Origin of the sequence: Actinophytocola sp. (genome assembly GCF_035762905.1) — a bacterium.
Classification (GTDB): domain Bacteria; phylum Actinomycetota; class Actinomycetes; order Mycobacteriales; family Pseudonocardiaceae; genus DASYTH01.
On record NZ_DASUCC010000131.1, the window covers coordinates 134620 to 153487 of the forward strand.

General features: G+C 70.4%; 16 protein-coding genes. 13 read left to right on the forward strand and 3 right to left on the reverse strand.

Features of this window, described 5'->3' with window-relative positions:
- Positions 1–41 precede the first annotated feature (41 nt).
- The 12 genes from VFV67_RS28425 (at position 42) to VFV67_RS28480 (ending at position 12033) form a co-directional block, all read left to right on the forward strand.
- On the forward strand, positions 42–503 hold the full coding sequence (locus tag VFV67_RS28425) for a phage tail protein (RefSeq protein WP_326473734.1): 462 nt from the start codon (positions 42–44) through the stop codon (positions 501–503).
- Positions 500–898, forward strand: coding sequence for a phage tail assembly protein (locus VFV67_RS28430; RefSeq protein WP_326473735.1), 399 nt, complete (start codon positions 500–502; stop codon positions 896–898). The genes VFV67_RS28425 and VFV67_RS28430 overlap by 4 nt, the downstream gene beginning before the upstream one ends.
- Positions 895–1053, forward strand: a complete 159-nt coding sequence (locus VFV67_RS28435) for a DUF6760 family protein (protein ID WP_325159523.1) — start codon at positions 895–897, stop codon at positions 1051–1053. Before VFV67_RS28430 ends, VFV67_RS28435 begins: the two co-directional genes overlap by 4 nt.
- A gap of 28 nt (positions 1054–1081) precedes the next feature.
- On the forward strand, positions 1082–3502 hold the full coding sequence (locus VFV67_RS28440) for a DUF4157 domain-containing protein (RefSeq protein WP_326473736.1): 2421 nt from the start codon (positions 1082–1084) through the stop codon (positions 3500–3502).
- Positions 3503–3511: 9 nt separating this feature from the next.
- Entirely contained in the window at positions 3512–3961 is a 450-nt protein-coding gene (locus VFV67_RS28445; protein ID WP_326473737.1) for a phage tail protein, read from the forward strand.
- A gap of 33 nt (positions 3962–3994) precedes the next feature.
- Positions 3995–4447 carry a phage tail protein gene (locus tag VFV67_RS28450; protein WP_326473738.1) on the forward strand — a complete coding sequence of 151 codons (453 nt, stop codon included), beginning with the start codon at positions 3995–3997 and terminating at the stop codon, positions 4445–4447.
- Between the two features lie 39 nt (positions 4448–4486).
- Positions 4487–5395, forward strand: coding sequence for a LysM peptidoglycan-binding domain-containing protein (locus tag VFV67_RS28455; protein ID WP_326473739.1), 909 nt, complete (start codon positions 4487–4489; stop codon positions 5393–5395).
- On the forward strand, positions 5392–7326 hold the full coding sequence (locus VFV67_RS28460; protein ID WP_326473740.1) for a phage baseplate assembly protein V: 1935 nt from the start codon (positions 5392–5394) through the stop codon (positions 7324–7326). The genes VFV67_RS28455 and VFV67_RS28460 overlap by 4 nt, the downstream gene beginning before the upstream one ends.
- A gap of 9 nt (positions 7327–7335) precedes the next feature.
- A complete protein-coding gene (locus VFV67_RS28465; protein WP_326473741.1) occupies positions 7336–7746 on the forward strand; it encodes a GPW/gp25 family protein in 411 nt (136 codons plus the stop codon).
- Complete coding sequence (locus VFV67_RS28470; protein WP_326473742.1) at positions 7746–9698, forward strand: putative baseplate assembly protein; 1953 nt, start codon at positions 7746–7748, stop codon at positions 9696–9698. The genes VFV67_RS28465 and VFV67_RS28470 overlap by 1 nt, the downstream gene beginning before the upstream one ends.
- Complete coding sequence (locus VFV67_RS28475) at positions 9698–10237, forward strand: phage tail protein I (protein ID WP_326473743.1); 540 nt, start codon at positions 9698–9700, stop codon at positions 10235–10237. The genes VFV67_RS28470 and VFV67_RS28475 overlap by 1 nt, the downstream gene beginning before the upstream one ends.
- 797 nt (positions 10238–11034) lie before the next feature.
- Complete coding sequence (locus tag VFV67_RS28480) at positions 11035–12033, forward strand: zinc ribbon domain-containing protein (protein ID WP_326473744.1); 999 nt, start codon at positions 11035–11037, stop codon at positions 12031–12033.
- 794 nt (positions 12034–12827) lie between these two features.
- Here the strand turns inward: VFV67_RS28480 and VFV67_RS28485 are convergent.
- The gene (locus tag VFV67_RS28485) at positions 12828–15512 is read right to left on the reverse strand and encodes a choice-of-anchor D domain-containing protein (RefSeq protein WP_326473745.1); all 2685 of its coding nucleotides are present in this window, start codon (positions 15510–15512) and stop codon (positions 12828–12830) included.
- A gap of 182 nt (positions 15513–15694) precedes the next feature.
- Between VFV67_RS28485 and VFV67_RS28490 the strand changes: the two genes are divergently transcribed.
- Positions 15695–17002, forward strand: coding sequence for a hypothetical protein (locus VFV67_RS28490; protein ID WP_326473746.1), 1308 nt, complete (start codon positions 15695–15697; stop codon positions 17000–17002).
- Positions 17003–17149: 147 nt separating this feature from the next.
- Here the strand turns inward: VFV67_RS28490 and VFV67_RS28495 are convergent, their stop codons facing one another.
- Both VFV67_RS28495 and VFV67_RS28500 read right to left on the reverse strand, forming a co-directional pair.
- Positions 17150–17782 (reverse strand): response regulator transcription factor, encoded by a 633-nt coding sequence (locus VFV67_RS28495; RefSeq protein WP_326473747.1) that lies wholly within the window; start codon positions 17780–17782, stop codon positions 17150–17152.
- Between the two features lie 158 nt (positions 17783–17940).
- Positions 17941–18630 carry a response regulator transcription factor gene (locus VFV67_RS28500; RefSeq protein ID WP_326473748.1) on the reverse strand — a complete coding sequence of 230 codons (690 nt, stop codon included), beginning with the start codon at positions 18628–18630 and terminating at the stop codon, positions 17941–17943.
- Positions 18631–18868: the final 238 nt, after the last annotated feature.

Below are 18868 nucleotides of genomic sequence, written 5' to 3' on the forward strand. Positions count from 1 at the left end.
ACCCGTTCACCCAGACTTCTGTCCACTAAGGAGGATTCACCATGGCAGGCGGACTTGGCCCGAGCCAGCCGAACGATGCGATCACAGCCGCCCGGTTCTCGTTGACCATCGACGGCGTCGAGATCGCGGCGTTCTCCGAGCTGCAGGGCATCACCACCGAGGTCGAGCCGGTGGAGCTGATGGAGTCGACCGACAAAGAGGTCATCCTCAAGAAGCTCCCCGGTAAGACCAAGCCGGCCACGCTGGTGCTCAAGCGCGGCAAGAACAACGGCATGGAGCTGTGGGCCTGGCACGAGGCCGTGTTGATGGGCAACATCGTCGCGGCCCGCAAGAGCTGCTCGCTGATCATGTACAACACCGACGGCAAGCCGGTCGCCCGCTACCACCTCGAGCACGCCTGGCCGTCGAAGCTGGAGATCGGCGCGCTGAAGGCGGGCTCCAGTGAGGTGCTGATGGAGACGGTCACGATCGTGTCCGAGCGCATCCAGCGCGTGTCGGTGTGACGGCATTGGCCGAGCCGGCGAGCGGTCTGCGCACCGAGTACCCGTTCACGTTGCCGCGTGGCTACGTGGACGAGCACGGGGTGGTGCACCGCGACGGGGTCATGCGGCTGGCAACGGCAAGGGACGAGATCACCACGCAGGCCGACCCGAGGGCCAAGCAGAACCCGGCCTACCTGACGGTGCTGCTCCTGGCCCGCACGGTGACCACGCTGGGATCGGTCGCCGAGGTGGACCACTTCGTGGTCGAGAACCTGTTCGCCTCGGACCTGGCGTTCCTGCAGGACCTGTACCGGCGGATCAACGCCGACGGCCACACCGAGGTCGGAGTCAACTGCCCGCACTGCGGCCAGGACTTCACGGTGGATGTCGCCGGTGATGCGCCGGGGGGATCCTGACGTACGCGACTGACCGGGTGTGGGAGGAAGTCGCGTACGTCGCCTACTACCTGCACTGGGATCTCGACAAGATCCTCGACCTCGAGCATCCCGTGCGCGAACGGGTGATCTCCGAGATCGGCAAGATCCACACGAGGTTCGGTGCGGAGGACTGACTGGTTCTTCATGTGACGGGAGAGTGTGATGCGCTGGCCATTTCGGCGGAAGGGTTCGGCGGCCGAGTCCGAGCACGCCCGCCACCTTGCGCCGGGCACGGTCGGCACGCCGGAGGCCACGGCGGGCGCGCCCGCCGTGCGGCGGTCCGGGCGGCAGTGGGCGACGCTGCCACCGCTTCCGGTCACCGTCAACCCGTCGGCGCCGCTGGTGATGGGTCCGGCACCGGTGCTGCCACCGTTGCCGGGCCACCGCACGGTCTCCGGCCCGCCCATCGGACCGGCGGCCGGGCGGGTCGAGGGACTCGCGGCGGCCATTCCGCCACCACCCGAACCGACCGTGCCGCAAGCGGAACCGGCTGCGGCGGTCCGGCCACCGGTAGTGCACCGGCCGGTCCACAGTGGACCTCCGCCGGCCGCACCGAGCCTGGTCGATGCCGTGGGTTCCCACGTCGGCGAGGCTCGGGAGCCGGCCGAGCCGTACCGTGCGCCCGGCTGGTTGCGGTTCGCGCCGGCCTGGTTGGAGCAGGGCGGTATTCCCGGTCTGGACGCCGGTCCGGCGATCGAACTGCCGGATCCGCCGCGCCCGGCACCGATGGTCACGCCCCGGCCCGTCGTGCGTTCGGACAGCCCGGCACCGGATACCGCGGTCCGGTCCGCCATGTCCACAATGGACTCTCTGGCGGCGGCCACCGGTGGTTCGCCGACTCCGGTGGCACCGCAGGCCCCGCAGCCACAACCACAACTGCCGGCACCGGCAGCCGGTGAGCGGCCGCGGCGGCGGCCCAACCTCGGTCAGACCCGCCGGCTCGGGCTGGGTGCGCCGCTGAACCGGCCGGGCCAGCCGGAGTTGGCACTGCCGGCCGCCCCGCAGCGTCCGGTCCAGACCCCTGCGGTGGCACCGCAGCAGACGCCGGGCCGGCCCTCCCAGCCGGCCGAACCGGTCCCGTCGACCGCTTCCGCCGAGCCTTCCGCGGAGGACGACCAGCAGCCACCCCCGCAGCCGGCCCAACCACCGCCGCTGGTCCACCGGCCCGCGCCCGACCCGGGTTCTCCGGCCGGCGCGGACACGGCCGCGGACACCTCGCCGGCGAGTGACACCCCGCCGGCAAGCCTTGCGCCACCGGTGCGCGGGGCACCGCAGGAACCGCCGGCCACGCCGAGCCCGCCCACCGCGGCCCCGTCCGGGCCGGTGCGACCCACCGCCGTCACGCCCCGGCGCGGCCCGGCGACGAGCAGCACGCCCCTGGTCTACCGCGCGACGCAGCCACGGCCGGACCAGCAGCCGCCGGCCGCTGTCCGGCGTGGTGTCGCCCGCGTGCCAACGAGTCTGGCCTCGACGATGCTGAGCCGGCACGGCGTCGACGTCTCCGATGTGCCGGTCCATCGGGGACCCGAGGTGGCCGTCGAGGCGCGCTCACTGGGTGCCCGCGCGTTCACCAGGGGCGGCGAGGTGTTCCTGCCGGAGGAGGCCGGATCCCTGGACAGCCCGAAGGCTCGCGGCCTGCTCGCGCACGAGCTGGTGCACGTCGTGCAGCAGCGCACGCTCGGCTCGTCGTTGCCCGGGCCGTCCACCCCGGTCGGTGCGGAGCTCGAGGCCGCGGCGGTGGCCGCCGAGCACGAGCACGCCGGCCACGGGCACACCGCCGAACCGCTGGTGCACCCGGTGCTGACCCAGGTGCTCAGCCAGGCGGCCCGCACGGCCGGCGTGCAGCTCGCCCCGCTGGCGCCGGAGCCGATGAGCGTCAGCAGCCTGCCGGAGCCGCCGCCCGCACCGTCCACATCAGACCTGGTGCTGAGCGAACCGGCGCGGGTACAGGTCAGCCAGATCTCCCAGGAGACCACGACCAAGGTGATCGAGCAGTGGACCAACCCGGCGCTCGGCGGGTCCGGGTTCACCGCGTTCCCGGTCACCGAGCCGTCGCTGCCCACACTGGTCGACACCACCGGACCGGCGCCGGTCGGCGGCGGTCCCGCGCCGGCGGCACCGCCGGACGAGGCGGCGATGGCCAGCCAGGTACTCCAGGTGATCAACCTGGATCGCGCGATCAAGGGCCAGCAGGCCATCAGCACGCTCGACGACGCAACGATGGAGCAGGTCCGGCAGGTCATCGCCGAGCAGTCCGCGGCGAACGTGAACCGCGCGATGATGATGGCCGGCGCATCGGCCGCGGCGACCCAGGCGGCCGCCGCCACCGAACTCGAGACCGCCCAGAGCCAGGCCCCGGCGCCCGCCGAGCAAACCGCCGCCGCCCCGGCCAGTACCCCGAGCATGGTGATCGGCTCGGGCGAGCCGGACCCGGAATCCGCGCTCCGGGACGGGTGGATCGACATCGAGCGGCTCGACCTGGACGAGTTGACCGCCCGGCTCTACGACCGGCTGCGCAGCCGGTTGCGTCTTGAGTTGTTGATCGACAGGGAGCGGGCCGGCCTGCTCACGGATTTCCGATAGGAGAATGCGATGCTGAACGACCAGTCGGCCATCGGCCTGTCAAACCGGTTCACCGTCAAGGTTACCGGCGGACCGGACCTGGGGAGCTGGCAGAAGGCCGAGGGCCTGGACGTCACCTGGGAGGTCGCGGACTACCGGGCCGGCGACGCCGGCAACGCGCGCTGGTTCGCGCCGGCCAACACGAAGTACACCGCGGTGAAGCTGACCAGGGCCGCGGACAGCAAGGACTCCAAGGAAGTCCGTAAGTGGCTGGACAGCAACTCGTTCGCGCACAAGGCCGGCTCGGAGATCCGGATCGCGCTCCAGGACTCCAGCAAGTCCGACATCATGGAGTGGCACCTGCGCAACGTGATGCCGAAGAAGTGGGCCATCACGTCAATGGACGCCGGATCCAGCTCGGTCGCCATCGAGACGCTGGAACTCGAGCACGAGGGCTTCCTCGAGGACGACAAGGCGTAAAACCAGTTCCCGACCGTCGAAAGAGGACAGACCATGGCGCTCAGCGTGAGCTCGATGCTCGGCCTGCAGACCCGTTTCGCGGTCACGATCGACGGTGTCAACCTCGGTGGGTGGTCGAAGTGCACGGGCCTCGCCGTGGAGTTCAAGTCGAAGACCGTGAAAGAGGGCGGGAACTACGAGTACCAGCCGATTCTCGCCGAGCACATCGAGTACAAGCCGATCGTGCTCGAGCGGGCGATGAACGCGGCGGACTCGTCCAAGGTGCAGAACTGGTTGCGCAGCAAGGTGTACGGCTGGATGACCGCGCAGACCAGCGGCGGCGGTGGGACGGCGGAGATCACCCTGCTCGACTCGCACCTGGATCCGGTCGCGAGCTGGTCGCTGCGCAACGTCTATCCGGCCAAGTGGGACGGGCCGGAACTGAGCGCGTCCACCTTCGGCATCGCCGTGGAGAAGTTGACGCTGGTGCACGAGGGATTCCTGTAACCGCCGGGGTGCCGACGAGCTCGATGGGAGATGGAGAAGATGGCTATTTCGGACGACGTGGACAAGGCCGCGTCCGATGTCAACAAGGCCGGTGAGCAAGCCGCCAAGGGAATCTCCAAGGCGCAGGACGCCGTGGACGTCGCCGGCGACGCGATCGGTGTGGCCACCGATGCCGTCAACACGGCGGTCGGCGCGGTCGTCGACGCGGTGTCGGTCATCGGCTCGCTCATCCCGGCGACGCTCTACTGCATCACCCCGCCCAACATCGGCGTCGTCCCGTTCGACTTCAACCCCGAGACCATCACCATGAGCCGCCAGTCGACCACGGGCGGGATGAGCCGGCCGCAGCGCCCGGACGCGACCGCACTCGCCGGTGGCGCGAAGACCTCCGGTACCTCGGGCACGTACACCCGCCAGGTCAAGGCATCCACGATCAAGCTGGCCGACGTGATCATGGAGGGTCCGTTCACCAAGCTGCGCTGCGACACCCTCCTCACCTGGATGAACCCGAGCACCGGACTGCTCGCGCAGTTCGCCGCCGCCGGCTCGAACTTCTCCACGGCACCGGCGCCGGTCACGTTCCAGTGGGGTCCGCCGATGATCGGCTTCATGTACGACGTGACGATCAGCCAGTGCTCGGTCACCTACGAGCGGTTCACCCCGGCCGGCATCCCCACCCGGGCCAAGATCAGCATCACGATGAACGAGATCCCGAGCAAGCTCGGCAGCCTGCCGACCAACCCGACCTCCGGTGGCATTCCCGGGCGGCGCACGCACACCGTGGCGCACGGGGAGAGCCTGCAGTCGATCGCCATGGAGAAGTACGGCACCCCCGGCCTCTGGCGCCGGATCGCCGAGGTGAACCGGATCAACGACCCGACCCGGGTCCGGCCCGGCACGATGATCTACCTGCCCAACCCCGACGAGCTCACCGCGAGGCGGTCATGACAAGCCTGCTGGGTGGCAGCTTCGGCCGGATCGTCCACCCGGTGGTGATGATCGGCTCACCGCTGGGCCTGCCGCTGGGCTCGTCGGCCGAGGAGAACCTGATCCGCACGGTGGTGGACACCCACCTGCACCTGCCCGACATGTTCGAGATGACCTTCCTCGACGACAAGGGATCCCTGGCCGACGACGCCGGGCTGGCCATCGGCACCAAGATCGAGATCAAGGGCGGCAAGGAAAGCGACGAGATGACCACGTCGCTGATCAAGGGCGAGGTCACCTCCATCGAGGCGATCTGCCAGGACAACATGATCTTCACGGTGGTCCGGGGGTACGAGCAGGCCCACCGGCTGCAGCGGGCCAAGCGCACCAAGACCTACGTCAACATGACCGACTCCGACATCGCCAAGCAGGTGGCCCGCAACGCCGGACTGACCATCGGCGACGTCGCCGCCACCAGCGTCACCCACGACCACATGGCCCAGGTGGCGCAGACCGACTGGGATTTCCTTTCCCAGCGGGCCAGGGAGATCGGCTACGAGACCGGGGTGGCCGGCGGGGAGTTCTTCTTCCGTCCGGCATCCGGGGCCGCCGCGGGCGGTGGGCTCGGCGGAATGGCCAGCGCCGCGGCCGGCGCGCTCGGGCTGGACTCCGGCAAGCTCATGTTCAAGGACAACCTGATGAGCTTCTTCCCCCGGATCTCGGCGGCGAACATCACGCCGGACGTCGAGGTTCGGATGTGGGACTCCAAGGACGCCAAGGTGGTCGCGTCCAAGACCGACTCGGTCAGCGGGACGGCGACCATCGACGGCCAGGTGCCCAAGACCCTGGCCAACTCCTTCACCGACGGATTTCTGCCGCCGCTGCCCTCGCTTCCCGCGCTGCCACCGATTCCCGGCCTGCCGAAGATCGACTTCGGCACGGCGCCGAGCAACACCGCCTACGTCGTGGTCGACCGGCCGCTTGCGTTCGGCCCGTCGGCCGCCCGGGCGGCCGAGGAGGCGGCCAAGGGCGTCGCCGACCACATCGCCAGCACGTTCGCCGAGGCCGAGGGCGACGCCATGGGCGACCCGGCGATCCAGGCCGGCGCACAGGTGGACATCGACGGGGTACCCAAGCAGTTCATCGGCAAGTGGACGGTCACCAACGCCCGGCACATCTTCGACTCGATGGAGAACGGCTATCACACGCGGTTCTGGGTCAGCGGCAGGCAGAACCGCAACCTGCTCGGGTTGACCGCCGGAGCCCGCGACCACCGCAGCCAGATTTCCGGGCTGGTGTGCGGCGTGGTGACCAACGTGTCGGATCCGGACAAGCTGGGCCGGGTCAAGGTGGCGCTGCCGTGGCTCTCGCCGGACTACGAATCGGACTGGGCGCGAGTGGTGCAGGTCGGCGCCGGCCCGCGCAGCGGCGCGCTGTTCCTGCCGGAGGTCGGCGACGAGGTGCTGATCGGTTTCGAGTTCGGTGATCCCCGGCGGGGTTACGTGCTCGGCGGGCTGATCAACAGCAACTCCAAGTACGGCCCACTGAGCTCGGCGGTGAGTGGCTCCGGTGCGGTGAACGAGCGTGGTTTCGCCACCCCGGCCGGAAACAAGCTGCTGTTCACCGACGACCTGCCGCCCGGGCCGCCCGGCGCTCCACCGATCAAGTCGTCCATGGTGTTGGGCACCAAGGACGACAAGCTGTCGCTGACCATCGACCAGGTCGCCGGAACGATCACGCTGTCCTGCAACCCGGCCCCGCCGGCGAGCAAGACCCCGTCCGGCACGCTGACCATCGAATGCCCCGGGCTCGGCGCGATCAACATCAAGGCCGGCACCGGCGGGATCAAGATGGAGACCGACGGCCAACTTCAGCTCACCGGAAAGATGGGCGTGAAGATCGAGAGCCCGGCGATCACCGAAGTCAAGGGCTCAATGCTCAAGCTGAACTGAGGAAGGCGCATGACCACACAGGATTTCGTCGGCGCCGGGTGGGCTTTCCCACTCGGGGTCGGACCACAGGGCGGGATCGCCCTGGTGCGCCGGGAAGTGGAGCTGGAACAGGCGATGCGCCTGATCCTGTCCACCTATCCCGGTGAGCGCCCGATGCGCCCCGAGTTCGGTAGCCGGATCCGGGACTTCGTGTTCCGGTCGGTGAACGTCGAGACGATCTCCGAACTGTCCCGCGTGGTCCGCGACGCGTTGCTGCGCTGGGAGCCGAGGGTGGACGTCGAGGCAGTGGTGATCACGCCGGATCCCGCCGACCACAGCACGCTCTACATCGACATCCAGTACCGGCCGAAGGACACCAACGACCGGCGGAACCTGGTGTTTCCCTTCTACACGATCCCCGAGGACGGGAGTGACTACTGATGGCGCTACCGGCACCGAACCTCGACGATCGGCGGTTCCAGGATCTCGTCGACGACGCCAAACGGATGGTGATGCGACGCTGTCCGGAGTGGACGGATCACAACGTGTCCGACCCGGGCGTGACGCTGATCGAGACCTTCGCGTTCATGACCGACCAGATGCTGTTCCGGCTCAACCAGGTACCGGACCGGCTCTATGTCAAGTTCCTCGAGCTGATCGGGTTGCGGCTGATCCCGGCCACCCCGGCCCAGGTGGGCGTGACGTTCTGGCTGTCCGCGCCCGCGGTCGCCTCGGTGGGCATTCCCATGGGCACGAACGTGGCCACGCTGCGCACCGAGGTGGACGAGTCGATCGTGTTCTCCACCGGGCAGGACCTGCAGATCGTCCCGTGCTCGCTGCACAAGGTGGCCAGCCAGACCGTGTCCGACGAGGGACCGGTGGAGCGGACCGACGAGCTGAAGATGGGCCAGTCCTTCCAGGCGTTCTCCCCGGTGCCCCGGGTGGACGACCTGCTGCTGGTCGGCCTGTCCGTGCCGGTGCCGAACTGCGTGGTGCGGCTGGACTTCGACTGCCGGGTCGAGGGCGTCGGCGTGCACCCGGACCACCCGCCGCTGGTGTGGGAGGCCTGGAACGGCAAGGAATGGAAGGAATGCAAGGTCAGCAGCGACGGCACCGGCGCGCTGAACGCCGCCGGCCAGATCATGGTGCACGTGCCGTCCGACCACGAGTCGTCGGTGCTCGGCGGTGAGGCCGCGGGCTGGCTGCGGGCCAGGGTGATCGAGGTCGACCCGGACTGGCCGACCTACACCGCGTCGCCGTTCGTCACCGCGTTGTCGGCCAGCACGGTCGGCGGCACGGTCGAGGCGAACCACTGCGAGATCATCGAGGAGGAGGTCCTCGGGATCTCCGAAGGCGTGCCGGGCCAGGGATTCCAGGTCCAGCGCACGCCCGTGGTGATCGGCGCCGGCGCGGCCGTGCTGGAGACCTCGTCGGTGGACGGCTGGGTGGAGTGGACCCAGGTCCAGCAGTTCGCCGGCAGCGGTCCGGACGACCGGCACTACATCCTGGACGGCGTGTCCGGAACCGTCCAGTTCGGACCGGTCATTCGTGAGGCGCAGGGCGGGCTGCGGCAGTATGGCGCGGTTCCCGAGTACGGCGCGACCGTCCGGTTGCGCAAGTACGCCACCGGTGGCGGCCGGGTGGGCAACGTCGGCAAGGGCGCGATCCAGACCCTGAAGTCGTCGATTCCGTTCGTCAACAAGGTGGAGAACCTGGACGCGGCCTGGGGCGGCGTGGACGGCGAGACGGTCGAGCAGGCCAAGGCCCGCGGCCCGATCCTGCTGCGCACCAGGAGCCGCGCGGTCACCGCGGAGGACTACGAGGCGATCACCCAGGAAGCCGCGCCGGACGTGGCCCGGGTCCGCTGCGTCACCGCGGGGGACGACGACGTGGACGCCGGTGCGGTGCGGGTGCTGATCGTCCCGGCCGCGGCGCAGACCGCCGGTAAGATCGACTTCCCGGAGCTGGTGCCCGGCGAGGAGACGCTGCAGCGCATCTCCGATCGGCTCGACGAGGTCCGGCTGATCGGCACCAGGGTGCTCGTCTCGCCGCCGAAGTACCGCGGAGTCACCGTGGTCGCCCGCGTGATCGCCCGGCCACGGCTGGACAAGGCGAGGGTGCGGGCCGATGCGCTCGAGGCGCTGTACCAGCACCTGAACCCGATCAGCGGTGGACCGGACGGAAAGGGCTGGCCATTCGGCCGTCCGGTGCAGGCCGGTGACGTTTACGCGCTGCTGCAACGGGTTCGCGGCGTCGACCTGGTCGAGGACGTGCGGCTGTTCGGGGCCAACCCGGTGACCGGGGAGCGCGGCGAGGAGACCCAACGCCTGGATGTCGACGCGCACAGCCTGATCTTCTCCTACGAGCACCACGTCAGGGTGGAGGACCACTGATGCGCGGCATGGTTCCCGGCATGGCCAACCGGTCGCCGTTCATCGAGATGCTGCCGGCGGTCTACCAGGAGGACCCGTTCACCGAGCGGTTCGTCGGCGGGTTCGACGACGTGCTCGCGCCGATTCTGGCCACATTGGACTGTCTGGTCGACTACTTCGACCCGTACCTGGCTCCGGAGGACTTCCTGGAGTGGCTGGCCGGGTGGGTCGGGATCGAGATGGAGGAGGGCTGGCCGGTCGAGCGCCGTCGGGCGGTACTGGCCAGCGCCGTGGAGATGTACCGGATGCGGGGGACCGTCGGTGGGCTGCGGGCGAACCTGCAGGTGCTCACCGGCGGGCGGGTCGAGATCGCGGACAGCGGCGGCGTCGGGTGGTCGAAGAACCCCAACGCGCGGCTGCCGGGCGAGGCCAGTCCCCGGCTCGCGGTGCGGATCCGGGTGCACGACCCGAAGACCGTGCCCATGGATCTCGTGGATGCCGCGGTGGCCGCGGCCAAGCCAGCACATGTCGTGCACAGAGTGGAGGTGGATCGGCCGTGATCGTCTGCAAGACATGCGGCTTCCACAACAGGGAGGCCGACGCGTTCTGCGGATCGTGCGGTGCCTTCCTCGAGTGGACGGGGGAGAAGCTGAAGCCCGCCCCGGTGCCCGTTGCCGCGGCGGAGGAGGAAGAGGACGAGCCGAGGCGGGGCTGGTTCTCCCGGCTGCAGTCGGCGTTGTACATGGACGTCGGCAACCGCGACCCGATCCCGCCGGGGGCCAACGCCCGGCCCGGCATGCCCGGCGCCGGCCCGCCCGGGGCCCGGCCGCCGGGAGCCGCGCCCGGTCCGCCCGGCGCGCCACGGCCGCCCGGCCCGCCCGGTCCACCGGGGGCGCCTCGGCCACCGGGTGCCCCGCCCGGACCTCCTGGCGCCGGCCCGCCGAGGCCAACGGGCGCGCCACCCGGCCCACCGAAGCCGCCGGGTGCCCCGCCTCCGCCACCTCCGCCACCCGGTGCCGGTCCGCCGAAGCCCCCGGGCGCTCCGCCGGCTCCGCCCGGTCCGCCGAAGCCGCCCGCACCGCCGGCGCCGCCAGGTGCCGGTGGGCCGCCGGCACCGCCCGGTCCGCCGAAGCCACCGGCCCCACCCGGTCCGCCGGCTCCGCCCGGTCCGCCGGCTCCGCCGGGACCACCCAGTGCCGGCCCGCCCGGCCCGCCAAGGCCGCCGGCTCCGCCCGGGTCGCCCGGTGCCGGTCCGCCGGGTCCGCCGACGCCGCCGGCTCCGCCCGGAGCCTCGGGCCCGCCAACGCTGCCGCCGCCCGCTCCGCCGAAGCCGCCGGGTGCGTCCGGTCCGCCGGCGTTGCCCACCGCGGGCCCGCCGAAGCCGCCAGCCCCGCCGGCGCCGCCGGAGTCGGCGCCGTCGGGGCCACCGGCCAATCCCGGCGAGGTCAAGGCGCTGGTCGCCCCGATCACCGGGGCGGCGATCGCCCGCCCGGAGCAGCCGGAGGAGGTCGTCCCGCAGGAGGCGCGCAAGAAGGTGGCCGCCGTTCGCCGGCAGCCGCCGTCGCGGCGGCTCAAGCCGGGCGATCTGATCTGCGGCGACTGCGGTGAGGGCAACCCGGAGACCCGGAAGTTCTGCAGCCGGTGCGGTGCGTCGCTGCTGGAGGCGGAGAAGGTCAAGACTCCGTGGTGGCGCCGGCTGCTGCCGCGCCGGGGAGCCAAGATCCGCAAGTCCGGTGAGCGACCCAAGAAGGGCACCAGGGGCAAGACCAAGGCCGGCCTGCTCGCCAGCGGGACGTTCAAGGTGGTGCGCCGGATCGTCACCGTGGCGGTCCTGCTCGGCACCATCCTGTATGCGGTGTTCGCGCCGTTCCGCGGCTGGGTGAACCAGCAGTTCGCGGCGGCCAAGCACCAGGTCGAGGTGTTGATCTTCCCGCAGTTCGAGCCGGTCTCCCCGACGGCGAACGACTTCCAGTGCCCGGCCGAGCTGCCGCCCAACAACGGTTGTGCCCAGGCCACCGACGGGTTCAGCAACACCTACTGGCTGGCCCCGGTCAACGGCCCGCAACCGGTGGTGGTCCTGAAGTTCGACCGCACCGTCGACCTGGCCCGCATCATCGTCCGCAACGGCGCGAACGACGACTTCCAGGGCAACCACCGAGCGCGCAAGTTCCACCTGGTCTTCTCCACCGGAAAGACCACCGACGTCAACCTGCTCGACAATCCCGACCCGAACACCTACGAGATCGAGAACGGCGACGGCGCCACCAGCGTCGAGATCCACGTCGTGGAGCTGTTCCAGTCCGTCAAGGGCCAGAACCTCGCCGTCTCCGAAATCGAACTCTTCGAACGCAAGTAAAGCCAACCGCCCCACCCCCACCGAGTCCCCGCTCCCTCCACCCCCAGGGAGCGGGGACTCGACTTTTCTCCGCGAGTCGCCAGTTCCAGCAACCGAACAGCCCGTTCCGGTAGCGAGAGTCACTGGTTCCGGCACTCGAGTTCCCCACTTGCGGGATTCCGGGTAGCCCGGGTTTGCCTTGGCGCCGTCCCCGGTGGCGTCGCAACGCTCGGATCGGTCACCTGGAACCAGTAAATCGGGTGCTGGGGCTGGCGACTCGCGGAATCGGAACCGGGGACTCGCCGACCGGAGCCGGGGACTCGCCGACCGGAGCCGGGAACTCGCCGACCGGAGCCGGGAACTCGCCGACCCGAGCCGGGGACTCGCCGACCCGAGCCGGGGACTCGCCGAAGGATTCGGGCTTTCCTTCGGCGAGTCCCCGTTCCGGAACATTGAGTCACCACCTCGGGACCGATGAGATGCCTCGAAGAGCCGCAGCCCGGCCCGGCGCCTGCGTCGCCGGGCGCCGCAGGCGCCCGGCGAAGCCGGGCCCGGCTCCCGCGCCCCGGTTCCGGTTGCCGGGTCCCAGTCGAGGACTCGCCGGCCCCAACAAGGGATTCGACGGTTCCCAACCGGGAACTCGGGGACTGGAGCTGGGGGATCGGGTGCTGGAGTCGGTAACTCGGCGATCGGAGCCGGGAGCCGGGAGTCGGGGATCGGTGTCGGATCCGGGTCCGGGTCGGGTGGGATCGGGTGGGTCGGGACATGCCGGAGGGGTGGACCGCGCGGCGCGGTCCACCCCTCCAGGAGTCAGGTCAGCCGCGGACGACGAACTCGGCGGGGCTGACGGTGGGGAAGACGACGAGTAGTTGGGCGTTGGCGAAGAGGGCGGGCGAACCGTCCACCGTGGCCACGGTGGTACGGGTCTCCGGCTTGGACTTGTGGAAGATCATCAGGCTGGCGCGGAAGAGGCCGTCGGCGCCGACGGTTGCGGTGGCCTTGCCGGGTGGTGCGGGGGACAGGCCGATCGGGGCGAACGCGACGGTGACGGTCTTGCCGGGCGGGTAGCCCTTGCCGGTGATGGTGACGACGCGGCCGGGTGGGGTGACGCCGGGGTTGGCCTCGAGGGTCATGGGACCGGCGGAGCCGCGCACGGCGACCAGGGTCTGCGTGCTGCCGGCGACGTTGTGGGTGAACTGGAGGGTGGCCGAACGGTCACCGGGCAGCGTGGGGGAGAACTTCACCGAGACCCGGCAGGTTCCGCCGCCCGGCACCGGGGTTCCGGCGCAGGTGTTGGTGCCGATCGAGTAGTCGCCGGGGGCGCCGGGACCGACCGGGAGCACCGACGAGATCAGCAGCGGGGACTCGCCGGTGTTGGTCACCGTGATGACGCCTTCGGGGCCGGCGGAGAGCAGCGGGCGCTGACCGAACTCGAGCGGGACCGGGGCGGCCGAGAACTCGGCGCCCCGCGGAACCGGCTTCTCGGTGCCGACTCCGGTGAGGTCGACCACGACCCGCCGGATGCCGGGGGCGTCCACCACCAACTGCGCGGTGCGGTTGGTCGCGGTCGACGGGCGGAACTCGATCGTGACGCCGCAGGTCTCGGTCTGGTGCAGGGTCCGGTTCTGGCAGGTCTGGCCGATGATCTCGAAGTCGGCGGCGTTCGGACCGGTCAGGCTGACCGTTCCGATTCCCAGCGGCCCGGCTCCGACACGGCTGACCGCAACCGTGCGCACCAGGCCCTGGCCGACCTCGACCTGGCCGAAGTTCAGCGTGCTGGCCCGCAGATCCGGTTGCAGCGTCCGGACGAACACGTCGTCGCGCTGGTTGGTGTCGTCGGCGACGAGGTTGCCGGCGGCGGAGTCGTAGGCGATCCGGCCGCCGGTGCCGGACAGCGACGGCGGCATGATGTTCAGCCGCGCCTGGCTGGTGTGCCGGTCCGGGACGGTGTTCCCGTTGCCGGCGTTGCCGGTGGTGTTGGGGGAGACCAGGGTGCCGACCAGGCGCGGGCCGTTGGTCTGGTCGATGACCAGATCTCGCACCACGACCTGGCAGAACGTCCGGGCTTCTGGTCGCTCCGGCGGCAGCGCCGCGTTCAGGCGCAGCAACGGCTCGCCGCCCAGCCGCGGTACCGGCGGCGCCGACGACGTGGGCGGCGGCGGTGGTTTGATGCAGGTCGAGGTCTGCGCGGGCGCGTCCGTCCCGTCGTGGGCGTTCGGCGAGTCGGTGACGAACGCGAGGTAACGGCCGTCGGCGGACAGTCCCGGCAGCTCACCGTTGACCAAGGCGCCGGCGTTGTTCCGGGACGCGATCACCGTGCGGGTCACCCGCTGGTTCGCCGGCCGGCTGTAGTCCACGTCGACCACGTACACGTTGGGCTGGTTGAACCGGGAGCGCCGGCCCTCGAACAGCTCGCCGACGAACGCGATCCGCCGCCCGTCACCGGACACCGCCGGCCGCATGACGAGATCCTCGGTCTCGAATCCGCCGACCGGCTCGTTGTCGACGTCGATGTCGACGCGGGTGGCGGTCCCGGTCCGCATGTCGGTGGACACGATGGCCCGGATCTGCGAGCACTCGCAGTCCGGCCAGTAGGCCATGCTCCCCACGACGAAGTTGCCGTCCGAGGAGATCGCCGGGTCGTACTGCGCGGCCAGTGACTCCGAGCCGAGGCCGATGTCGGCGGGCACCTGGCTCGCCTTGTCGACCTGGCCGGCCGGGAGGTTGAGCCGGGCGGTCAGGAAGTAGCTCGCGCCCTCGCCCTCGATCCACACGATCCGGCTGCCGTTCGCGGCCAGCTTCGCCGCCCGGGCGTACTCGTAGCTGCCGAACCCGCCCTGCAGCACCGGGATGTACCGGTAGTCCCGGACACCGCTCGGCAGGTTCTCGTCGAAGTTCCCGTCCGCGTCCGGATCCCGGTCCACGATGAAGATCTCCGCATCGGTGTAGGCATCCGCCCACAGCACGTTGGTGGCGTTGGTGATGAACGAGACGAACCGGCCGTCGGCGGAGATCGATGGGGTGGTGCTGTCCCCGTTCGCCGGAGTGTCGATCGGCGGCGGTTCCTGCTGCCGCCGGGTCGGCAGCGGTGCGTTCAGGTCGAGGTGCTTCTCCGGCCCGTAGCGGACGAGCGGCGGCGGGGCCACGCCGATGGTCGGCTCGTCCCGCACCAGCCGCCCACGGCTGATCATCACCGTGCGGTTGCGGGCAAGGTCGCGGACGAACACGTTCTCCCGCCCGTCGGTGCCCAGGTTGTCCAGCTGCTCCCGGCTGGTGAACGCCACGGCCGTGCCGTTCTCGGACAGGGCGCTCTCATCCCCGCCCTGCCGGGCCTGCTCGCCCGCGTTGGTCACCGACGCGCGCAGCGTCGAGCCGGGGGCGGCGACCGCACCGGCCACCGGGCCGCCGGGGCTCACCAGTAACACCGCGACGGTTCCGGCGACCACCGCGGTGGCGGAAGCGATGGCGACCGGGCGGCGAACGAAAGCGGATTTGGGCACGACTCGACCTCCAGGCGTGGTTCACCGCGAGAAACCCTATGAGGAATCGGGCCACCGTAGTGGTTGCCCAGGGGAGGCGGTGTGGACGCCCTGGGGTGCCCTAAAGGGCAGTTGTGATTGCCCGGGCACGCTCCCCCTTGCAGGGTTCCGGATTCGTGGCATCATCCGCAGACTTTCGTGACATGGGAGCCACCACGTCGCTGGCGAGTAGGCAGCTGTCCGTAACCCCTGGCGGGTCGGTCGACGCCACCGTCCAGGTGCGAAACAACGGAACGCTCGTCGATCAGTTCACAGTGGATGTGGTCGGCGATGCCAAGGACTGGACCGAGGTCGAGCCTCGGATCATGAACCTGATGCCCGGCCAGGACGGCCAGGTCGCGATCACGTTCAAGCCGCCGAGGAACTCCTCGGTGCCGGCCGGCTTCGTGCCGTTCGGGGTGCGCGTGCTGTCCCGCGAGGAGCCGCACGGTTCGGTGGTCGAGGAGGGTGCGGTTCAGGTCGAGCCGTTCACCGACCTCCAGGTCGAGCTGTCGCCCAAGTCGTCGCGGTGCCGCAGCAAGGCCCGCCACGAGGTCGTGGTGGACAACTCCGGCAACTACCCGATCCCGGTCGAGCTGGTCGCCAACGACCCGGACGAGCAGCTGAAGATGTCCCTGGACTACAACACGCTGACCGTGCAGCCGGGCACCTCGGCCTTTCTCAAGCTCACGGTCAAGCCGCACGACCGGTTCCTGAAGGGCGCCGAGCGCCGGCATCCGTTCCAGGTGACCGCGCTGGCCGCGGACATCCCGCCGACCACCGTGCAGGGCACGGTCGTGCAGCAGCAGCTGCTGCCCAAGTGGTTGCTGCCCGCGCTGATCGCGTTGCTGGCGCTGGCGATCGCGGCCGTCGCGTTGTGGTTCACCGTGGTCAAGCCGACCGTGCAGTCGGCGGCGCGGGAGACCGCGCAGACCGAGGTCGCCGCGCAGCAGGCGGCGATGCAGGAACAGGTGACCGAGGCCGAGGAGAAGGCGGCGGCGGCCGAACAGAAGGCGGCGGCGGCGCAGCAGGCCGCGGCCGGTGGTGGTGGCGGCGAACCGCCCGCACCGCCGGTGACCGGCCCGGGCGGTGTGGACATCAGCACCGGCACCGCGTTCGACACCCGGATCTCCGCTGAGGTGACCGCGAACCCGAACCCGAACGCGTTCACCAAGGTCGACACGGCGAACCCGGCGCCGGAGGCCGGCAAGACCGTGGTGATCACCGACCTGTTGCTGCAGAACCCGCACGGGGACACCGGAACGATCCGGATCCTGCGCGGCAACGACATCCTCTACGAGTTCGGTCTGGCCAACTTCCGGGACTACGACTACCACTCGATCGCGCCGCTGACCTTCCCGCCGGACAAGAAGCTGGGCATCGCGGTCAACTGCCAGACGCCGGGCGCACCCGAGCCGGCCAACGGCAAGTGCAAGGTGAGCGTCACGTTCTCCGGCAAGACTTCCGGCTGACCGGATCCCTCCCATCGCCTTCTGCCCGAGGAACGGTCCCGTTCCTCGGGCAGAAGTTGTGTGTTGTCAAAGGTTTCCGCGGATACGAAGAGGGTGGGCGACCCCCCGCGGGTCGCCCACCCTCTCGCCACGCACTCCGGGAAAGGCTCAGATGAGGCCCTCGCGCAGGGCGTAGGCCACGGCGTGGGACCGGTTGCGCAACTGGAAGCGGTTGGTGACGTCGTGCAGGATGCTCTTGACCGTGCGCTGCGAGTAGCAGAGCTTGTCGGCGATCTCCTTGGTGGACAGTCCCGATGCGACCAGCCGGAGCACCTCGGTCTCCCGGTTGGTGATGCCGGCCAGGTGCAGGCCGCGCGGTTCGAGCACGTGCCGCTGCAGCCGGGACACCCGGTTGAGCAGCCGGCCGAGCAGATCCGGCGGAAGCGCACCCTCACCGGCGGCGGCGGCCTTCACCAGGCGCACCAGCACGTCCGGAGTGGTGTCCGCGCGCCGGGCCACCGCACACACGCCGCCCTCGACGGCGGTGAGAATCTCGGTGTCCTCGAGCTCGCCGGCCACCAGCACGACGCGGGTGAAGCCGCGGCACTGCAGGGTGCGCAGCAGTTGGCCGGCCCGGTCGTCGAACCGGTCGGTGACGACCAGCGCGACGGCCTCCGGCGAGGCGTTCTCCTCGTCGACCAGCCACACCTCGGGCCGGGTCCGCAGTGCCATGTGGACCCCATTCTGGAGAATGGGGTCGGTCGCTCTGACGACGACCGGTGTCCGACTCTGTTCCAACATCTCTTCTTCTTCCCCGCTTCCAGTTCGCACGCTGCGTCAGCCCCGACCGCCTACGCCCAGCACGCGCCGACGTGTGCACGGAGAAGATTGCCCGAATGGGCGTCCCGGGCACATGGGACCGATGTCCCGTTATTGCCCGACCGGGCAGGGCTTGCCGACTAGGACCGACGGTCTGTGGGGTTCTCGCCAAGTCCGGCCTTGCGGGCCCGGACGATGGCCTGGGCGCGGTCGGCGACGTGCAGCTTGGTGAAGATGCTGGAGACGTGGTTGCGCACGGTCTTCGGGCTCAGCGACAGGTTGCTGGCGATGGCGGCGTTGCTGCGGCCGTCGGCGATGAGCGCCAGCACCTCCCGCTCCCGAGAGGTGAGTTCGGGAAAGACCGGGTCGGAGGCGACCGGCGCGCTGTTGAAGTAGCCGAGCACCCGGGTGGCGATGTCCGGGCCGAAGATCGCCTCGCCGCGGCCGACCGCGTGCACCGCCCGGATGATCTCTTCCTGGCCGGAGCCCTTCAGCAGGTAGCCGCGGGCGCCGGCGCGCATGGCCGCGAACACCGACTCGCTGTCGTTGAACATGGTCAGCACCACCACGCCGGTGCTCGGCCGCACCCCGACGATCTCCCGGGTCGCCTCGATGCCGTCGATGTCCGGCAGGTGCAGGTCCATCACGACCACGTCCGGTTGGTAGGCGCTGGCCGCGCTGACCGCGTCCCGCCCGGTCGCCGCCTCGCCGACCACCTCGACGGTCGGCTCCGCCGCGAGCACCGTGCACAGCCCGTACCGGAACAGCGGATGGTCGTCCACCACGAGCACCCGCACCTTCCTCTGCGGTGTGCCCTCAGGCTCGGTCACGGTATTCATGGTTCGCTCCGGTTCGGCCGCTGCTGGTGCCGGCTTCCTTCGTGCGCTGCTCGCCGCTCGTTCCTCGCGGCTGCGCTGCTCCTCAGTCCAGCCGCCACCGCGGCCGAGCCTGCGCTCACGGTGCCTAATGGTTCGCTCCGGCTCGGCCGCTGCTGGTGTCGGCTTCCTTCGTGCGCTGCTCGCCGCTCGTTCCTCGCGGCTGCGCTGCTCCTCAGTCCAGCCGCCACCG